The 17,272-nt window shown below is 73.0% G+C and carries 17 protein-coding genes; 12 read left to right on the top strand and 5 right to left on the bottom strand.

The window, feature by feature from the left end; all coding sequences use genetic code 11:
* Positions 1 to 79 precede the first annotated feature (79 nt).
* The 5 genes from HCN08_RS26925 (at position 80) to HCN08_RS26905 (ending at position 7,164) form a co-directional block, all read left to right on the top strand.
* On the top strand, positions 80 to 1,294 hold the full coding sequence (locus HCN08_RS26925; protein WP_322974700.1) for an MFS transporter: 1,215 nt from the start codon (positions 80 to 82) through the stop codon (positions 1,292 to 1,294).
* Positions 1,291 to 2,217 carry a mycothiol synthase gene (mshD, locus tag HCN08_RS26920; RefSeq protein WP_167985855.1) on the top strand — a complete coding sequence of 309 codons (927 nt, stop codon included), beginning with the start codon at positions 1,291 to 1,293 and terminating at the stop codon, positions 2,215 to 2,217. The genes HCN08_RS26925 and mshD overlap by 4 nt, the downstream gene beginning before the upstream one ends.
* A 945-nt stretch (positions 2,218 to 3,162) precedes the next feature.
* Complete coding sequence (locus tag HCN08_RS26915) at positions 3,163 to 5,391, top strand: RNA degradosome polyphosphate kinase (RefSeq protein WP_322974699.1); 2,229 nt, start codon at positions 3,163 to 3,165, stop codon at positions 5,389 to 5,391.
* Between the two features lie 235 nt (positions 5,392 to 5,626).
* Entirely contained in the window at positions 5,627 to 6,676 is a 1,050-nt protein-coding gene (locus HCN08_RS26910) for a CHAD domain-containing protein (RefSeq protein ID WP_167985854.1), read from the top strand.
* Positions 6,673 to 7,164: an NUDIX hydrolase gene (locus HCN08_RS26905; RefSeq protein WP_167985853.1), complete on the top strand. Its 492-nt coding sequence runs from the start codon at positions 6,673 to 6,675 to the stop codon at positions 7,162 to 7,164. The genes HCN08_RS26910 and HCN08_RS26905 overlap by 4 nt, the downstream gene beginning before the upstream one ends.
* 25 nt (positions 7,165 to 7,189) lie before the next feature.
* Here the strand turns inward: HCN08_RS26905 and HCN08_RS26900 are convergent, their stop codons facing one another.
* The gene (locus HCN08_RS26900; protein ID WP_167985852.1) at positions 7,190 to 7,837 is read right to left on the bottom strand and encodes a flavin reductase family protein; all 648 of its coding nucleotides are present in this window, start codon (positions 7,835 to 7,837) and stop codon (positions 7,190 to 7,192) included.
* Between the two features lie 65 nt (positions 7,838 to 7,902).
* On the opposite strand from HCN08_RS26900, the gene HCN08_RS26895 reads away from it, so the two are divergent.
* The 5 genes from HCN08_RS26895 to pstB all read left to right on the top strand — a co-directional run bounded on the left by HCN08_RS26895 (position 7,903) and on the right by pstB (position 13,151).
* Positions 7,903 to 8,763 carry an ArsR/SmtB family transcription factor gene (locus tag HCN08_RS26895; protein ID WP_167985851.1) on the top strand — a complete coding sequence of 287 codons (861 nt, stop codon included), beginning with the start codon at positions 7,903 to 7,905 and terminating at the stop codon, positions 8,761 to 8,763.
* A 187-nt stretch (positions 8,764 to 8,950) separates the two neighbouring features.
* Complete coding sequence (gene pstS, locus HCN08_RS26890) at positions 8,951 to 10,117, top strand: phosphate ABC transporter substrate-binding protein PstS (protein ID WP_167985850.1); 1,167 nt, start codon at positions 8,951 to 8,953, stop codon at positions 10,115 to 10,117.
* A gap of 115 nt (positions 10,118 to 10,232) precedes the next feature.
* Positions 10,233 to 11,219 carry a phosphate ABC transporter permease subunit PstC gene (gene pstC / locus HCN08_RS26885; protein ID WP_167985849.1) on the top strand — a complete coding sequence of 329 codons (987 nt, stop codon included), beginning with the start codon at positions 10,233 to 10,235 and terminating at the stop codon, positions 11,217 to 11,219.
* Complete coding sequence (gene pstA, locus HCN08_RS26880; RefSeq protein ID WP_167985848.1) at positions 11,216 to 12,292, top strand: phosphate ABC transporter permease PstA; 1,077 nt, start codon at positions 11,216 to 11,218, stop codon at positions 12,290 to 12,292. The genes pstC and pstA overlap by 4 nt, the downstream gene beginning before the upstream one ends.
* Positions 12,293 to 12,374: 82 nt before the next feature.
* A complete protein-coding gene (gene pstB, locus HCN08_RS26875; RefSeq protein WP_167985847.1) occupies positions 12,375 to 13,151 on the top strand; it encodes a phosphate ABC transporter ATP-binding protein PstB in 777 nt (258 codons plus the stop codon).
* Between the two features lie 133 nt (positions 13,152 to 13,284).
* Here the strand turns inward: pstB and HCN08_RS26870 are convergent, their stop codons facing one another.
* The gene (locus HCN08_RS26870; protein ID WP_167985846.1) at positions 13,285 to 14,280 is read right to left on the bottom strand and encodes an inorganic phosphate transporter; all 996 of its coding nucleotides are present in this window, start codon (positions 14,278 to 14,280) and stop codon (positions 13,285 to 13,287) included.
* Between the two features lie 5 nt (positions 14,281 to 14,285).
* On the bottom strand, positions 14,286 to 14,906 hold the full coding sequence (locus HCN08_RS26865; RefSeq protein ID WP_167985845.1) for a DUF47 domain-containing protein: 621 nt from the start codon (positions 14,904 to 14,906) through the stop codon (positions 14,286 to 14,288).
* A 189-nt stretch (positions 14,907 to 15,095) separates the two neighbouring features.
* Here HCN08_RS26865 and HCN08_RS26860 point away from each other — a divergent pair, with 189 nt between their 5' ends.
* Entirely contained in the window at positions 15,096 to 15,491 is a 396-nt protein-coding gene (locus tag HCN08_RS26860) for a metal-sensitive transcriptional regulator (RefSeq protein WP_167985844.1), read from the top strand.
* Between the two features lie 117 nt (positions 15,492 to 15,608).
* Here the strand turns inward: HCN08_RS26860 and HCN08_RS26855 are convergent, their stop codons facing one another.
* Together HCN08_RS26855 and HCN08_RS26850 are read right to left on the bottom strand one after the other, a co-directional pair.
* Positions 15,609 to 15,794, bottom strand: a complete 186-nt coding sequence (locus HCN08_RS26855; RefSeq protein WP_167985830.1) for a hypothetical protein — start codon at positions 15,792 to 15,794, stop codon at positions 15,609 to 15,611.
* A 181-nt stretch (positions 15,795 to 15,975) separates the two neighbouring features.
* Positions 15,976 to 16,890 (bottom strand): LolA-like protein, encoded by a 915-nt coding sequence (locus HCN08_RS26850; protein WP_240970485.1) that lies wholly within the window; start codon positions 16,888 to 16,890, stop codon positions 15,976 to 15,978.
* Positions 16,891 to 16,976: 86 nt separating this feature from the next.
* On the opposite strand from HCN08_RS26850, the gene HCN08_RS26845 reads away from it, so the two are divergent.
* Complete coding sequence (locus HCN08_RS26845) at positions 16,977 to 17,159, top strand: hypothetical protein (RefSeq protein WP_167985843.1); 183 nt, start codon at positions 16,977 to 16,979, stop codon at positions 17,157 to 17,159.
* The last annotated feature ends 113 nt before the right edge of the window (positions 17,160 to 17,272 follow it).

Raw genomic sequence — 17,272 nt, 5'->3', positions numbered from 1 at the left:
TACACCACTCGTCTCGCCATGTGGAATTGCCGTCTCAGATCGCGGCGAGAGGCGAATACTTGGCTGCACCATCCACCGAGTGAGGGGCGGCAGGGGCATGCGGCGCTGGGTCATGCTGGGGCTGGGGACCGCCGCGCAGACGGCGGCCTGCGCGTTCGTGTACGGGGTGCCGTATCTGGCGGACGAGCTGCGGGGGCGGGAAGGGCTGACGCTCACGCAGGTGGGGGTGCTGGTGGCGTGCCCGACCGTGGGGCTGGTGCTGGCGCTGTACGGCTGGGGGGCCGCCGCCGACCGGTGGGGTGAGCGGGTGGTCATCGCGGTGGGCCTGGCCGGGGCGGCGGGGGCGCTGGCCGGGGCCGCGTGGGGAGCGCACGGGATGGTCGCGCTCGGGGCGCTGCTGGCGCTCGCCGGGGCCGCGGGGGCGTCGGTGTACTCGGCGAGCGGGCGGCTGGTCATGGGGTGGTTCGGCAAGGAGCAGCGCGGGCTCGCCATGGGCATCCGGCAGACCTCCACACCGCTGGGGATGGGCGTGGCGGCGCTCGCGATGCCGCCGCTGGCGACGTCCCACGGGCTGGTGGGGGCGTTCGGCTTCCTGGCCGTGGTGTGCGGGGTGATCGCCGTGCTGATCGCGCTGTTCGCCGCCGATCCGGTACGGCCGCGGGCGGTGGCCGCGCAGCCGGCGCCGAATCCGTACCGGGGGTCGAGCCTGCTGTGGCGGATCCACGGGTCGGCCGCGCTGCTGGTCATCCCGCAGTTCACCGCGGGGGCCTTCGCGCTGGTGCTGCTGGTGGACGTACGGGGCTGGTCGCCGGTGCACGCGGGGCAGCTCATCGCCGTTGCCCAGGGGCTGGGCGCGGTGTCCCGCATCCTGGTCGGGCGCTGGTCGGACCGGGTGGGCAGCCGGCTGCGGCCGATGCGGCAACTGGCCGTGGTCACCGGGGTGGTCGTGGGGGCCACCGCGGTGGGTACGGCCTTCCCGTCGCCGCTGACGCCGGTGCTGCTGGTCGCGGCGATCGCGGTGACCTCCAGCACGAACGGGCTGTCGTTCACCTCGACGGCCGAGCACGCGGGGCCCGCGTGGTCCGGGCGGGCGCTCGGGGTGCACAACACGGGCCAGAACCTCACGGCGGCGGTCGTGCCGCCGGTCATGGCCGCGCTCATCAGTGCCACCGCCTACTGGCCCGGTTTTGCGCTCGCCGCGGCGGCCACCTGTGCCTCCGCCGGGCTGATTCCGCTGCGCGGAGCCGTGCCCGCCGCGGACGCGCCGGAGGGGCGCCGTACGATTCCGGCATGAGCGCCCGGCGGATCGACACGCAGACGGAACTGCCCGCGGACACCGCGCAGGCGGTGCTGGACCTCATCGCCGCCGCCGCGAAGGCCGACGGCCAGCCGGCGGTGTCCGAGCAGGGCCGGCTGCACGTCCGCCGGCCCGGGCGGACCGGGGTGCGGCACCTGCTGCTGTGGGCGCCCGAGGGCGAGGACGGGCGGGACGTACTCGCCGGGTACGGGCAGATCGAGGACACCGATCCCGTCGAGGCACCCGCCGCGGAGTTCCTCGTCCATCCGGGGCACCGGCTGCGCGGGCACGGGCGGGCGCTCGGGGACGCGCTGCTCGGGGCGAGCGCGCATCGGCTGCGGGTGTGGGCGCACGGGGGCCACCCCGCGGCGCGGCACCTGGCGGTGCAGCTCGGGCTCAGCCTCTTCCGTGAGCTGCGGCAGATGCGCAGGGCCCTGGACGCCGGGCTCGACGGGCTGCCCGAGCCCGTGCTGCCGCCCGGCGTGACCGTAAGGACCTTCCGGCCCGGCGAGGACGACGCGGCGTGGCTCGCCCTCAACGCGCGGGCCTTCGCCCACCACCCCGAGCAGGGCTCCCTCACGCAGCGTGACCTCGACGACCGGATGAGCGAACCGTGGTTCGACCCGGCGGGCTTCTTCCTCGCCTTCCGCGGGGCCGAGCTCGTGGGCTTCCACTGGACGAAGGTCCACTCCGACCTGGGGCTCGGCGAGGTCTACGTGGTGGGCGTCTCCCCCACCGCGCAGGGTGGCGGCCTCGGCCGCGCCCTCACCGCGATCGGCCTGCGCCACCTTGCCGCGGACCGCGGGCTCCCCGGAGTCCTCCTCTACGTCGACGCGGACAACGCCCCCGCGGTCGCCGTCTACGAACGCCTCGGCTTCACCACCCACGAGGTCGATCTCATGTACCGCACGGAGAGCTAGCCGCCTGGCTTGAGGCGATCCCGCCCGCCCTGCCCCGTCCTGCCGCCCCCGGACCTCCCCCGGTGGTGGGCTGGTCGCTCCGTTCTCCCCCAGGGCTTCGCCTGGGGGTACCCCCACGCGCCCCTTCCGCCTCGGGGGATGCCCCCTCACCCCCGTGACGCGACCATCCGCCAGTGGTGGGTTGCTCGCGCAGTTCCCCGCGCCCCTCGCTTCGGGGTGCCCCGTCCCGCCGTCCCGCGACCTTCCGTCCATCTCGGCTGGTCGCTCCGTTCTCCCCCAGCGCTTCGCCTGGGGGTACCCCCACGCAGCCCCTGGGTATGCGTGCCCTCACGCGTAGAGCCCGCGCCTACGGCGCAGGGCAAGCACCAGACGCCACGCATCGCGCGAGGTCAACAAACCAGGGGCGCGGGGAACTGCGCGAGCAACCCACCACCAGCGGACGATCGCGGGACGGCCGCAAGGGGCACCCCGAAGCGAGGGGCGCGGGGAACGGCGCGACAAGCCACCCACCGGCAGAAGATCCGGCGACGGCAGGACGGGGCAGCCCGCACGGTCAGGGGCGCGTGGGGGTACCCCCAGGCGAAGCCCTGGGGGAGAACGGAGCGACAAGCCCACCACGGGCGGGTGGTCCCGGGCGGCGGGGGAGGGGGCAGGGGCGGGGCCGGGGTCGGAGGGGAACGGGGGCACGAGGGGGTCGCCCCGGGGAGTTACGGGAACCTCGCCGGAGGCGGTGCGCTTGCCTGACGGCCACGCTCTCGTTACCGGCGATTCAACCGAGCTTGCCAGCATCGCAGGATGCAGCCCGGTGCCCCCCACTGGCGGAACCCGCCCGACCTGCCGGAACCCCCGTCGGCACGCGACAATGGAGCGACGGCTGGAGGCCGCCAGACGGGGGGCGTCGGCCGCGCGTACGACGTGCCGGAACCGGAGGAGGGCTCGCACACCATGGCCCAGACGAATCACCCCAGCGTCCCCGTACCGCCCCAGCAGGGGCTGGGTGAGGACGGCGCGGACGGGGTCGGCGCCTTCCGGCCGCGGGTCGTGCCGGACCTGGAGCCGGAGGCCGTCGCGCCGGGCGCGGCGAGCGAGGAGTTCGGCGAGGCGCTGCCCGAGGGCCGCTTCCTCGACCGCGAGCGCAGCTGGCTCGCGTTCAACGAGCGCGTCCTGGAGCTCGCCGAGGACCCGGCGACCCCGCTGCTGGAGCGGGCCAACTTCCTGGCGATATTCGCCAGCAACCTGGACGAGTTCTTCATGGTCCGCGTCGCCGGCCTCAAGCGCCGCATGGCGACCGGCGTCGCGACCCGCTCGGCCTCCGGGCTGCAGCCCCGCGACGTGCTGGACCTGATCCTCACCCGGTCCAGGGAGCTCATGGCCAGGCACGCCGCGTGCTTCCAGAACGACGTCGCCCCGCAGCTCGCCGACGAGGGCATCCACGTCATCCGCTGGGCGGAGCTGACCGACAAGGAGCAGGCCCGCCTGGCCACCCTCTTCCGTCAGCAGATCTTCCCCGTCCTCACCCCTTTGGCGGTCGACCCCGCGCACCCCTTCCCGTACATCTCCGGCCTGTCGCTGAACCTCGCGGTCGTCGTGCGCAACCCCGTCTCGGGGCACGAGCACTTCGCCCGGGTGAAGGTGCCGCCGATCCTGTCGCGCTTCCTGGAGGCCGGCCCGCAGCGGTACGTGCCGCTGGAGGACGTGATCGCCGCGCACCTGGAGGAGCTGTTCCCGGGCATGGACGTCCTGGACCACCACATGTTCCGGGTGACCAGGAACGAGGACCTGGAGGTCGAGGAGGACGACGCGGAGAACCTGCTCCAGGCCCTGGAGAAGGAGCTCATGCGGCGCCGCTTCGGCCCGCCGGTGCGCCTGGAGGTCGAGGAGTCGATCGCGCCGCGCGTGCTGGACCTGCTGGTGCACGAGCTGAAGATGAAGCACACCGAGGTCTATCCGCTGCCCGGCCCGCTGGACCTGACCGGCCTGTTCGCGATCGCCGGCCTGGACCGCCCGGAGCTGAAGTACCAGCGCTTCATCGCCGGCACGCACCGCGACCTCGCCGAGGTCGAGTCGGCCACCGCGCCGGACATCTTCGCCGCGATGCGCGAGCGCGACATCCTGCTGCACCACCCGTACGACTCCTTCTCCACCTCCGTGCAGGCCTTCCTGGACCAGGCCGCGGCCGACCCGGACGTGCTGGCGATCAAGCAGACCCTCTACCGCACCTCCGGCGACTCGCCGATCGTCGACGCGCTCATCGACGCCGCCGAGGCCGGCAAGCAGGTGCTGGTGCTGGTCGAGATCAAGGCGCGCTTCGACGAGCAGGCCAACATCAAGTGGGCCAGGAAGCTGGAGGAGGCCGGCTGCCATGTGGTGTACGGCCTGGTCGGCCTCAAGACGCACTGCAAGCTGTCGCTGGTGGTACGGCAGGAGGGTGACACCCTGCGCCGCTACAGCCACGTCGGGACGGGCAACTACCACCCCAAGACCGCCCGGCTCTACGAGGACCTGGGCCTGCTGACCGCGGACCCGCAGGTCGGCGCGGACCTGTCGCACCTGTTCAACCGGCTGTCCGGCTACTCGCGCCGGGCCACGTACAACCGGCTGCTGGTCGCCCCGCGCAGCCTGCGCGACGGCCTGGTCACCCGGATACTCGCCGAGATAGAGCACCACAAGGCCGGCCGGCCGGCGTTCGTCCGGATCAAGGTCAACTCGATCGTGGACGAGGTGGTCATCGACGCGCTCTACCGCGCCTCGCAGGCCGGTGTGCCGGTGGACATCTGGGTGCGCGGGATCTGCGCGGTCCGGCCCGGAGTGCCGGGCCTGTCGGAGAACATCCGGGTGCGCAGCGTCCTCGGGCGGTTCCTGGAGCACTCCCGGGTCTTCTCGTTCGGCAACGGCGGCGAGCCCGAGGTGTGGCTGGGCAGCGCCGACATGATGCACCGCAATCTCGACCGCCGCATCGAGGCGCTGGTGCGGGTCACCGACCCGTCACACCGCGCCACCCTCAACCGCCTGCTGGAGACCGGGATGTCGGACGAGACGTCCTCCTGGCACCTGGCGGCGGACGGGGACTGGACCCGGCACAGCGCCGACGCCGAGGGGCGCCCGCTGCGCAACGTCCAGGAGATGCTCATCGACGCCCGGAGGCGCCGGCGTGGCCCCTCAGCAGCTACCTGACCGCGCGCCGGGACCGGTTGCCGCCGGGCCGGCACAGGCCGCCGGAGCGGCGGCGGCACCGGCGCGGCAGCCGCGCCCGCCGTCCGGCCGCGCGGGGCGGGCGGCGGCCACCGCCGCGGCCGGCCCCGGCGCCACCGGCGCCGGGCCGACGCCCGCGACAGCGCCCGCACGCACACCTGCATGCGCACCGACGCCTGCACCGGCAGACAACGGGGACACGGGGACCAGCACCATCATGAACGCCGACTCCTACGACGCCATGCCACCGGCCGGCGCCACCGCGGGTGAGGTGCTGACCCGCTACCTGCACGAACGCGCCGCCGGCTTCCTGCGCGGGCTGAGCCTGCGCGGCGAGAACGAGGCGGAGGCCGACGCGCTGCTGCGCGGCAGCGCCCGGCGCATCGGCGGGGCCCTGCACACCTTCGGGCCGCTCACCGACCCGGCGTGGGCCGAGCCGCTGCGGGCCGAGCTGGCGTGGCTGTCGGCGACACTGGGCCGCGAGCCGCAGCACGCCGGGCGGCTGGCCCGGCTGCTGGAGGCGCTGCGCCGGCTGTCGGTCGCCGCGCCCGAGGGCCAGGAGCCGGTGCTCGCCGGCGGTACGGGCGGCGCGGCGCCGCCCGCGGTGCCGGCCCCGGCGTCGGGCGGGCCGCTGGCGCTGGGCGCGGCGCGGGCGGGCGCGCTGCTGGAGCGGCAGCTGACGCTGGCCCGCACCCGGGCGCACTCGGCGTCGTTGCAGGCCATGGGCTCCTCGCGGTTCCACGCGCTGGCCGACGCGATCGCCGTCCTGGTCTCCGAGGTGCCGCTGACGCCGGCCGCCGCGCAGCCCGCCCAGGCCGTACTGCCGCAGCTGGCCGGGCAGGCGTCCCAGCGGCTCGCCGACGCCGCCGCCGCGCTGCCGCTGGGCCGGGCGGCGCACCCGTACAACGCCGACGCCGTGCAGGCCGCGCTCGGCGCGGAGCTGACCGCGGACCTCCAGGACGCGCCCTGGCACCAGGTGCGCATCCTGCTGCGGCTGACCCGTTACGCGGCCGAGGTGACCCGGGCCGAGGGCGACACCGCCGAGCGGCAGCGGCTCGCGGACGCCGCCCGGCTGCTGGAGCGGCACCGGGAGGCCGCCGAGTCCGCCGCGGCCGTCGCCGCCGCGGCCCGCACCCCGCGCATAGCGCCGGCGACCGCGTACGCGCTGGGCGTACTGCACGCCGACCAGCGGCACGAGGTCGAGGCGGCGCGCTTCGCCTTCTCCCGGCTGTGGCAGCCCGCGGTCCCGGGGGCGCGCCGGGAATGAGCACGCACCCCGAGCCGGCGGGCCCGGACCGCCCGGTGGGGACGACCGTCCGGGCGGCGGGCGTGGTGCTGTGGCGCACCGCGCCCGGCCGCCCCGACGTGGAGGTCGCGCTGATCCACCGGCCGCGCTACGACGACTGGAGCCTGCCGAAGGGCAAGCTCAAGCGCGGCGAGGAGTACGCGGCGGCGGCCGTCCGCGAGACCCGCGAGGAGACCGGCCTGGAGTGCGAGCTGGGCCCGGCGCTGCCGGCCACGTACTACCTGGTGGCCGGCCGCCCCAAGGAGGTCCGCTACTGGGCGGCGCACGCGCACGCGGGCGACTTCGCCGCGAACGCGGAGGTCGACGCGCTGGTCTGGCTCCCGCCGACCGCCGCCCGGCACCGCCTCACCCACGACCGCGACCGCCCCCTCATCGACGCACTCCTGCGCACCCTCGACGCGCCGGACCGACGGGACGGACGGGCGCCGGGCCGGAGCTGGCGGGACTGACGGGGCTGATGGCGCTGACGGGGCTTTACGTGCGGGGCGTCTGCGTGCGGTAGGAGTGGCCGAGCTCGGGTCCGAGGCCGAAGTAGTGGCGGAAGTTGTAGACCAGCGGGCTCCACGCGCCCGGGTCGACGTGGTCCGTGCCGGGGACGACGATGCGCGGGTCGGCGTGCACCGCGGCGACCGCGGCCTCGACGATGACGAAGTCGCCCGTCGTGCCCGGCCGTACGCGCGTGGCGCGGGCCTCCAGCTGGAGCGGGCAGCCGGCCACCCGCGGCGGGCGTATGCCGTGCGACGGCTCGGGCGTGAGCCCCGCGGCGCCGAACTTGTCCGGCTCGAAGCGGCAGCCCGCGGCCTTGGTCGCCGGCACCGGATGGCGCCCGGTCAGCGGCGCGAGCCGCTCCACGGCCGGCCACTGCTCGGGCGCGGGCAGGCTGAGCGCGAGCTCGGGGCGGGCGGCGAGGTTGTCCGCGGTCTGCCCGTCGCCGCCGAGCCCGAGTACGACGGTGCGGCCCAGGGCCCAGGCGGAGGACAGCGGCGCGAGGTTGAACGTGCCGTCCGGGTTCTCGGTCGAGACGAGCACCACGGGTGTGCCGAAGTACAGGATGCTCGGCTTGATCCGCAGGTGCCCGCCCGCCGTGGGGCCCGGCAGCGTGCCGGCAGGTGCAGTGTCCATGCCCGGCAGCGTAGGAGCGGGTCCCTTCGGCGCCGGCCGAAGCGTCCGGGGCGAGAATGGACCGCATGACCTCCAGGCAGCGCGCCGCCGCTCCGCCGCCCGGGCCCGCCCCGGACGCAGGCCGGCCCGCGCACGCCCTGGACACCGCGCGGCGGGCGGACACGCCCCGGACGGCCGGGCCGCAGGCGGGCGGACCGCAGGCGGCCGACCCGCGCGCGAGCGGGTCCGCGCCCGATCTCGCCGGGGTGGCCAAGCTGCTGGCCGACGGCACGCGGGCCGGCTTCCTGCTCGCCCTGCTCGACGGCCGGGCGTGGACGGCCGCGGAGCTCGCGCGGCACGCGGGCGTCGCGCCCTCGACGGCGACCGGGCATCTGAACGCCCTGGTCGCCGGCGGCCTGCTCGCGCAGGAGCGGCAGGGCCGGCACCGGTATGTGCGGCTGGCCGGGCCGCAGGTCGCCGAGGTCGTGGAGAGCCTGGCCGCGCTGGCCCCCGGCCGCCCCGCGCAGCCGCCCCGTACGCTCTCGGCGGCCGGCCGCCGCAAGGCGCTCGCGCACGCCAGGACGTGCTACGACCACCTCGCCGGCGCGGTCGGGGTGGCGCTCACCGACGCGATGGTGGCCCGGCGGCTGCTGGACGACACCCACGGGCTGGGCCTGACCGCCGCGGGAGCGGCCTGGCTGGCCGACCTCGGTGTCGATGTGCCCGCGGGCACCCGCCGCCCTGCGGTACGGTCATGCCTGGACTGGACCGAGCGCCGCCCGCACCTGGCCGGCGCCGTCGGTGCCGCCCTGTGCCGCCACGCGTTCGACGCGGGCTGGATCACCCGGGTCGGCACCACCCGTGCCGTCGCCGTCACGCCGCCCGGCGCCCGGGCGCTGCGGGGCCGTCTCGGCCTCCCGGAGGGCCTGCTGCGCGGGCCCCGGTAGCGCTTCCCCACGGGCATCACCGCACTGACGGACGAGGTTCACCTGGCGTTCACCCTCTCCCGTTGGTCGCTTCACCTGATCTGCCTAATTTCGGCCGTACCGGTGGTCATCAGCCGCCGGGGGACGCAGAAACACAAACCCTCTGCTTCGCCGTGCACCGGCGGGCTCTCGGAAGGAACACACGAAGGTGAAGCTTCAGCGTAAGAGCGGGCTGCGCGCCCTGACCGTCGGCGCGGTCGCGATTACCGGTGCGCTGGTCCTGTCCGCCTGCGGCTCGGACGACAACGACAGCGACAACTCGTCGTCGCCCAGCACGTCGAGCAGCGCGAGCAGCAGCAGCACGGGCGGGGGCACGAACGCGCTGGGCATCACCTGCGCCGACGGCAAGATCCTCTCCTCCGGCTCGACCGCCCAGCAGAACGCGATCGAGTCCTGGGTCAAGGACTACCAGCAGGCCTGCAGCGGCGCCACGATCAACTACAAGGCGTCGTCCTCCGGTGAGGGCATCATCGACTTCAACCAGGGCACGGACGCCTTCGCCGGCTCCGACTCCCCGCTGAAGCCCGAAGAGGTCGCCTCCTCCAAGAAGGTCTGCGTCGGCGGCCAGGGCATCAACATCCCGATGGTCGGCGGCCCGATCGCCATCGGCTACAACCTGCCCGGCGTGGACAACCTGGTCCTCGACGCGTCGACCCTGGCGAAGATCTTCAACGGCAAGATCACCACCTGGAACGACCCGGCGATCGCCGCGCTCAACTCCGGCGCCAAGCTGCCCAGCACGAAGATCCAGTCGGTCCACCGCCAGGACGACTCCGGCACGACCGACAACCTGACCAAGTACTTCAAGGGCGCCGCGCCGGCCGACTGGCCGTACGAGCACGCCAAGGCGTGGGCCGCCAAGGGCGGCCAGGCCGCCGCGCAGTCCTCCGGTGTCGCCGCGCTGGTCAAGCAGACCGAGGGCGCGATCGGCTACTTCGAGCTGTCCTACGCGACCGCCAACAGCATCCCGACCGTCAAGATCAACACCGGTGCCTCCGCCCCGGTCGAGGCCACCACCGCCAACGCCTCCGCGGGCATCGCCTCCGCGAAGATCGTCGGCACCGGCTCCGACCTGGCCCTCGACCTGGGCGCCGCGTACACCACCAAGGCGGACAACGCCTACCCGATCGTCCTGGTGACCTACGAGATCGCCTGCGACAAGGGCAACAAGGCCGACACGCTGCCGCTGACCAAGTCCTTCCTGAACTACATCGCGAGCGACCAGGGCCAGCAGAAGCTGTCCGACGCCGGCTACGCCCCGCTGCCGCCGGAGATCGCCGCCAAGGTGCGCACCACCATCGGTTCGCTCGCCTGACCACGCGCGGCGGGGGCCCCGCGGTCCTTCGACCGCGGGGCCCCCGCCGCGTATCCGGTGCACCGCCGCCGGGGGAGTCCGCTGCTCCCCCACCCAGACCGGAGAAACGATTCCCATGACAACCACCGCTCCACCCCCCACCAAGCCCGAGCCGCACCGGGCGACCGGGCCCGTGACCCGGCCCGGTGACCGGATATTCGCCGGCATGGCCCGCGGGTCCGGTATCGCGCTGCTGGTGGTGATGGCCGCGATCGCCGCGTTCCTCACCGTCCGCGCGGTCCACGCCATCTCCAAGGACCACGGCAACTTCCTGACCACCTTCGAGTGGACGCCGAGCCTGAACCCGCCGGTCTTCGGTATCGCGGTGCTGGCCTACGGCACCGTCGTCAGCGCCATCATCGCGATGGTCATCGCCGTGCCGATCGCGCTGGGCATCGCGCTGTTCATCACCCACTACGCGCCGCGCCGCCTCGGCGGCCCCATCGCGTACGTCATCGACCTGCTCGCCGCCGTGCCCAGCATCATCTACGGCCTGTGGGGCGCCCTCTTCCTGGTGCCGCACATGCGCGGGCTGAACCTGTGGCTCGACGACTACCTCGGCTGGACGGTGATCTTCCACAAGGAGGACCCCAACTCCGCGGCCCGCTCGCTGTTCACCGTGGGCATCCTGCTGGCGATCATGGTGCTGCCGATCATCACCAACGTCAGCCGCGAGGTCATCAACCAGGTCCCCAAGATGCACCAGGAGGCGGCACTCGCGCTCGGCGCGACCCGCTGGGAGGTCATCCGGCTGTCGGTGCTGCCCTTCGCCCGCTCCGGCATCATCAGCGCCTCCATGCTGGGCCTGGGCCGCGCGCTCGGCGAGACCATGGCGGTCGCGACCGTGCTGTCCGCCTCGCCGACGCTGTCGGCGCACATCCTGGACCCGGTCGGCGGCACCTTCTCGCAGAACATCGTCGCGAAGTTCGGCGAGGCCGACGACTTCGGCCGGGACGCGCTGATCGCCTCCGGCCTGGTGCTGTTCCTCATCACCCTGCTGGTCAACGGTGCCGCGCGGATCATCATCCAGCGGCGTAAGGAATACTCGGGGGCCAACGCATGAGTGACACGGTCATGGACGCCACGCCGGCCGCCGGGCGTCCCGCGCACACCAAGCTCGCCTCCCGCCACCTGCCCCGCTGGAGCCCGCTGGCGATCGCCGCGGGAGCCATCGTGGTCGCGGTCGCCATCGGCGCCGGCGCCGGGCTCAGCAGCCACATCCAGTGGGGCCTGATCGCCCTGCTGCTGTTCGTCGGCGGCTCGTACGCCATCACCGCGCAGGTCGAGGGCCGCCGCCAGGCCAAGGACCGGGTCGCCACCAGCCTGGTGTGGTCCAGCTTCATCCTGGCCGTCATCCCGCTGTACTCGCTGGTCGAGACGACGATCAAGAAGGGCGCCGGCGTCATCGACGGCACCTTCCTGACGCACTCGATGAACAACGTGCTGACCCTCCAGCCCGGCGGCGGCGTCTACCACGCCATCATCGGCACCCTGGAGCAGGTCGGCATCGCCGCGGTCATCGCGACCCCCATCGGCCTGCTGACGGCCGTCTACCTGGTCGAGTACGGCAAGGGCCGGCTCGCCAAGTGGGTGACCTTCTTCGTCGACGTCATGACGGGTGTCCCGTCGATCGTCGCCGGTCTGTTCATCCTGTCGATCTGGTTCGTGCTGCTCGACAAAGCCCCCGCGAACGGCTTCGCCGGCTCGCTGGCGCTGGCGATCCTGATGCTGCCGGTCGTCGTGCGCTCCACCGAGGAGATGCTCAAGCTCGTCCCCAACGAGCTGCGCGAGGCCTCGCTGGCGCTCGGCGTGCCCAAGTGGCGCACCATCGTCAAGGTCGTCGTGCCGACGTCCATCGGCGGCATCACCACCGGCGTCATGCTGGCCGTGGCCCGTATCGCCGGTGAGAGCGCCCCGATCGCGCTGCTGGTCTTCGGCAGCAACGTCATCAACACCGACCCCTTCCACGACCCGCAGTCGTCGCTGCCGTACTACATCTACGAGCAGTACAAGAACGGCAACGAGCCCAGCTACGCCCGCGCCTGGGGCGCCGCCCTGGTGCTCATCGCGTTCGTGATGATCCTGAACCTCGTCGCCCGGGCCATCGCCCGCTGGAAGGCACCGAAGCATCAATGAGCGGCTCCGCCGCGTGGCCGGTCGCTGACGCGGCCATCCCAGCAGTCAGCCGGACCGTCGTAGAAAAGAAGTGATCCCCACCATGGCCAAGCGCATCGACGTCAGCGGCCTGTCCGCGTACTACACCGCCCACAAGGCGATCGACGACATCTCCATGACCATCGAGCCCGGCTCCGTGACGGCCTTCATCGGCCCGTCCGGCTGCGGCAAGTCCACCTTCCTGCGCACCCTGAACCGTATGCACGAGGTCACCCCCGGGGGCCGCGTCGAGGGCAAGGTGCTGCTGGACGACGAGAACCTGTACGGCTCGGGCGTTGACCCGGTGACCGTGCGGCGCACCGTCGGGATGGTCTTCCAGCGCCCCAACCCGTTCCCCACCATGTCGATCTACGACAACGTGGCCGCGGGCCTGAAGCTCAACGGCATCCGCAAGAAGGGCGAGCTCGACAGCATCGTCGAGAAGTCCCTCAAGGGCGCCAACCTCTGGAACGAGGTCAAGGACCGGCTGAACAAGCCCGGCTCGGGCCTGTCCGGCGGCCAGCAGCAGCGGCTGTGCATCGCCCGCGCCATCGCGGTCGAGCCCGAGGTGCTGCTGATGGACGAGCCGTGCTCCGCGCTCGACCCGATCTCCACCCTCGCCATCGAGGACCTGATCGGTGAGCTGAAGGACCGCTTCACCATCGTCATCGTGACGCACAACATGCAGCAGGCCGCCCGGGTCTCGGACCGCACCGCCTTCTTCAACCTGGCCGCCGTGGGGCAGCCCGGCAAGCTGATCGAGATCGACGACACCGAGCGCATCTTCTCCAACCCGTCCGTGCAGGCCACCGAGGACTACATCTCCGGCCGCTTCGGGTGACCCAGACCGCCGTGCGGTGCTGCATGGCGGTGCCACCGCAAGGCGCAGGCCCCGCTCCCCTGGTCAGGGGGGCGGGGCCTGATACGTGTCCGGTAGGCCGCCGGTACGCGGCCGGCGCGCGGCCGGCGCGCGCTCAGCCGAAGACGAGCTTCACGACGCCGAAGCACGCGGCGGCGACCAGGGCCGCGGCCGGCATGGTGATGAACCAGCCCGCCACGATGTTCTTGGCCACCCCCCAGCGCACCGCCTTGACCCGGCGGGTGGCGCCGACGCCCATGATCGACGAGGTGATGACGTGGGTGGTGGAGATGGGCGCCTCGAAGATGTACGAGGTGCCGTAGAGGATCGCGGCCGACGTCGTCTCGGCGGCGAAGCCCTGCGGCGGGTCCAGGTCGATGATCCGCCGGCCGAGGGTGCGCATGATGCGCCAGCCGCCCGCGTACGTGCCCAGCGACATCATCGCCGCGCACACCAGCTTGACCCAGATCGGGATGCCGAAGCCCTTGCCCGGGTCGTGGATGACCAGCGCCAGCACCACCACCCCCATGGTCTTCTGCGCGTCCTGCAGGCCGTGGCCGAGCGCCATCGCGGCGGCCGAGACGGTCTGCGCGATACGGAAGCCGCGCTTGGCCTTGTGCGGGTTGGAGCGGCGGAAGAACCACAGGATCGCGACCATGACCAGATAGCCCAGCACCAGGCCGACGACGGGCGAGACGAACATCGGGATGATGACCTTCTCGATCACGCCCGACCAGTGCACGGCGATCCCGCCGGCCAGCGCCGCGCCGACCAGCCCGCCGAACAGCGCGTGGCTGGAACTCGACGGCAGGCCGAAGTACCAGGTGACCAGGTTCCAGACGATCGCGCCGGCGAGCGCGGCGAACAGGATGCCCATGCCGGAGCGCCCGGTGGGGGTGTCGATGAGGCCCTTGCTGACCGTCTTGGCGACGCCGCTGCCGAGGAAGGCGCCGGCCAGGTTCATCACCGCGGCCATCGCCAGCGCCGCCCGGGGGGTCAGCGCCCGGGTCGACACGGAGGTGGCGATGGCGTTCGCCGAGTCGTGGAAACCGTTGGTGTACGTGAAGAAGAGCGCCACCGCGACGGTGACGATCAGTGCGAAGGTGTCCACGTAGGTCAGGACTCCTTGACCGCGATGGTCTCCACGGTGTTCGCCACGTGCTCGAAGGCGTCCGCGGCCTCCTCCAGCACATCCACGATCTGCTTGAGCTTGAGCACCTCGATGGCGTCGTACTTGCCGTTGAACAGCTGCGCGAGCAGCTTGCGGTGGATCTGGTCGGCCTGGTTCTCCAGCCGGTTGACCTCGATCCAGTACTCGGTGAGGTTGGACATCGTGCGCAGGTTGGGCATCGCCTCGGCGGTCAGCTCCGCGGCCCGGGCGAGCACCTCGATCTGCTGCTCGACCCCCTTGGGCAGTTCCTCGACGTTGTAGAGGACGACCAGGTCAACGGCCTCTTCCAGATAGTCCATGATGTCGTCGAGCGAGCCGGCGAGGGTGTAGATGTCCTCGCGGTCGAAGGGCGTGATGAACGACGAGTTCAACTGGTGGAAGATCGCGTGGGTCGCGTCGTCTCCCGCGTGCTCCGCCGCCCGCATCCGCTCGGCGATCTCGGTGCGGGTAGCCGAATCGGCTCCCAGCAGTTCCATGAGGAGCTTCGAACCGGTGACGATGTTGTCCGCGGACGCGGCGAACATGTCGTAGAAGCTCGTCTCCCTGGGGGTCAGACGAAAGCGCACGTGGGTTCCTCGGGATACATGGGAGTCGTCTCGTTGATGCTAGGCGCACCATCCGGCCACAGCTAACCGGCGCTTCCAGTGTCGCCCATGGGACAGAGTCCCCCTGACGGGGGATGGCTCGCACACGATATCGATTCGGTAAGATATACCCTCTAGGGGTATAAGGGGACAGAGAGGGCGGACGGCGCGATGGTGGACACGGCGGCGGACTCGGCGACGGGACGGGCGGCGGTGACGGAACCGGTGGCAGGACCGGCGGCGGAAGCGGCTGCGGCAGCAGACGAGATTGTGTCGCCGTCGGGCCCGCATGGCTATAGCCATGACAAAGAGTCCCACCTCAAGCGGCTGCGCAGGATCGAGGGGCAGATCCGGGGCCTGCAGCGGATGGTGGAGCAGGACGTCTACTGCATCGACATCCTGACCCAGGTTTCGGCGAGCACGAAGGGGCTGCAGTCCTTCGCGCTGCAACTGCTGGAGGAGCATCTGCGGCACTGCGTCGCCGCGGCGGCGGTCGGCGGCGGGCCGGAGATCGACGAGAAGGTCGCGGAGGCGACGGCCGCGATAGCGCGGCTGCTGCGGACCTGAGCGCTTCTTCTTTTACGGGTCCGGCTTCGCGTCCGCTTCTTTTACGGGTCCGGCGCCGTCCGGCTTCACGGGTCCGGTGCCGTCCGGCTTCACGGGTCCGGTGCGTACGGCTCGGGGCTAGCAATTGGCGCAGGGGACGGCGGTGCGGTCCACCTCCAGGACCTCGTCGATACGGGCGAAGCTCAGCCGCTCCTCAGCGGCGGTGGACGCGGCGATCATCAGCTCCCCGATGAGCTCGATCTCCGCCAGCGCCACCGGATCGTCCTGGACCGTAGCCCCGGGCGACGGCACCATGTTGCGCATCCCCTCTCCGCCAGGCGTCCCGTCCCCGCGCGCGCTCGCGTACGACCCGGGCGCGGCGGACCTCGGTCCAGCGTAGGGACAACCCTTGCCCCGCCGCATGGCACGTAAGGACCATTTCCGGTGCCCCTCCACCCCGCCGGGCGGGCCATCCAGGAGCTCAGGGGCTCAGGGGCTCAGTGGCTCAGGGGGCAGAAACGATCTTGCCGGTCCAGATGTCCGCGCCCGCCGGGAGGGCGAAGGGCACGGCGGAGCCGAAGGCGTCGTAGGAGGTGGTGGCCTGCACGCCGACGCCGGTGGCCGCCGGGCCGTACGTGAAGTGCTCGGTGAGCTTGCGCAGCCGGCCCTGCGCGTCGAGCCACGCCTCGAACGGCACGCCGGTGACCGCGAAGCCCTTCGCCGCCGCGGCGAGCGGGGTGGCGCCGCCGCCGGCCAGCCGGGCCGCCCGGGCGATGTCCGCGGTGCCGCGCACATGCCGTACCGCGGTGCCGTCCAGCGACTCGGTGCCGACGAGCGTGACGTCGCGCGCCCCGCGCAGGAGCTGCGCCGCGGCGAGCGGGTCGGTGGCGCCGCCGGTGACGAGGTTGCCGTCCGGGAGGGCGGTGGTGTCCACCCGTACCCACTTGCCCTCCGGCACGCCCTCGCCGCGGTCCTTCATATAGAGGGCGCCCGGGGTGAGCAGCTCGGTGACGGGCTTGTGCTCCTGCGCGCCGGCCGCGTCCCGCGGCAGCACCAGGGTGAGCCGGCCGCGGCCGGCCGTGAAGTCGAAGCTGCCGGTGCCGGTGACGGTGACCCAGGTGCCGCCCGAGGCCATCCGCATCTGCGTGCCGACCCGCGCGCTGCCGGCCCGTACCAGCGCGTCCGCCGCGTCCCGCACCGCCGCCGCGGGGTCGCCCGCCGTGCCGGGGGCGCCCGCGCCCTTGGCCTCGCCGCCGGTCGCGGGGGCCGCCGCTGCCGCCGAGCCGCCGCCGGCCGCCGCCCCGCAACCCGCGACCAGCGCCATCGCGCAGCCCGCGGCGGCCACCGCGCCCGCCGTACGGGGGAGCCGCCGCCTGCGCCGCGCAGCCGCCAGGACCGCCGTGGACTTCGCCGCCACCATCCCTGCACCATCCCCGTCCGCGCGCCTGGGCCTCACCTCCGTAACGACGGTCGGAAGCGCACCGTCACGCCCGTTACCGTGGAGTCGTGCCTCAGCTCCGCAGCCAGGACGACCGCGGCGAGCAGACCGGCGGCGGCACCGGCCACCGCACGACCGTCGTCGAGCGCGGCTCCTTCGTCACCGCCCGCTGCTCCTGCGGCTGGCGCGGCCCCGCCCGCCGCGCCCGCGACCGCGCCAGACGCGACGCCGCGGACCACACCCCCGACTGACACACCCTCGCCCGCGGGCCCCTCACCGCCCGGTGGGATTGCCGGCGGGGAAAGCGCCGGTGGAGCCGCGCAACCGGCATCGGCCTTGTCACGTCTTGGACTTGCAGAGTCCT

The organism is Actinacidiphila epipremni, from assembly GCF_012034175.1.
In the GTDB taxonomy this organism is placed as follows: Bacteria; Actinomycetota; Actinomycetes; order Streptomycetales; family Streptomycetaceae; genus Actinacidiphila; species Actinacidiphila epipremni.
Note: the sequence above shows the minus strand (reverse complement) of the source record. Positions and strands in the feature narration are given on the sequence as shown.

Excerpts from the sequence above, each read along its gene's own strand:
- mshD (WP_167985855.1), top strand. The coding sequence starts at position 1,291 with ATGAGCGCCCGGCGGATCGACACGCAGACGGAACTGCCCGCGGACACC.
- HCN08_RS26915 (WP_322974699.1), top strand. The coding sequence starts at position 3,163 with ATGGCCCAGACGAATCACCCCAGCGTCCCCGTACCGCCCCAGCAGGGG.
- HCN08_RS26910 (WP_167985854.1), top strand. The coding sequence starts at position 5,627 with ATGAACGCCGACTCCTACGACGCCATGCCACCGGCCGGCGCCACCGCG.
- HCN08_RS26905 (WP_167985853.1), top strand. The coding sequence starts at position 6,673 with ATGAGCACGCACCCCGAGCCGGCGGGCCCGGACCGCCCGGTGGGGACG.
- HCN08_RS26900 (WP_167985852.1), bottom strand. The coding sequence starts at position 7,837 with ATGGACACTGCACCTGCCGGCACGCTGCCGGGCCCCACGGCGGGCGGG.
- HCN08_RS26895 (WP_167985851.1), top strand. The coding sequence starts at position 7,903 with ATGACCTCCAGGCAGCGCGCCGCCGCTCCGCCGCCCGGGCCCGCCCCG.
- pstC (WP_167985849.1), top strand. The coding sequence starts at position 10,233 with ATGACAACCACCGCTCCACCCCCCACCAAGCCCGAGCCGCACCGGGCG.
- pstA (WP_167985848.1), top strand. The coding sequence starts at position 11,216 with ATGAGTGACACGGTCATGGACGCCACGCCGGCCGCCGGGCGTCCCGCG.
- pstB (WP_167985847.1), top strand. The coding sequence starts at position 12,375 with ATGGCCAAGCGCATCGACGTCAGCGGCCTGTCCGCGTACTACACCGCC.
- HCN08_RS26860 (WP_167985844.1), top strand. The coding sequence starts at position 15,096 with ATGGTGGACACGGCGGCGGACTCGGCGACGGGACGGGCGGCGGTGACG.
- HCN08_RS26855 (WP_167985830.1), bottom strand. The coding sequence starts at position 15,794 with ATGCGCAACATGGTGCCGTCGCCCGGGGCTACGGTCCAGGACGATCCG.
- HCN08_RS26850 (WP_240970485.1), bottom strand. The coding sequence starts at position 16,890 with ATGGTGGCGGCGAAGTCCACGGCGGTCCTGGCGGCTGCGCGGCGCAGG.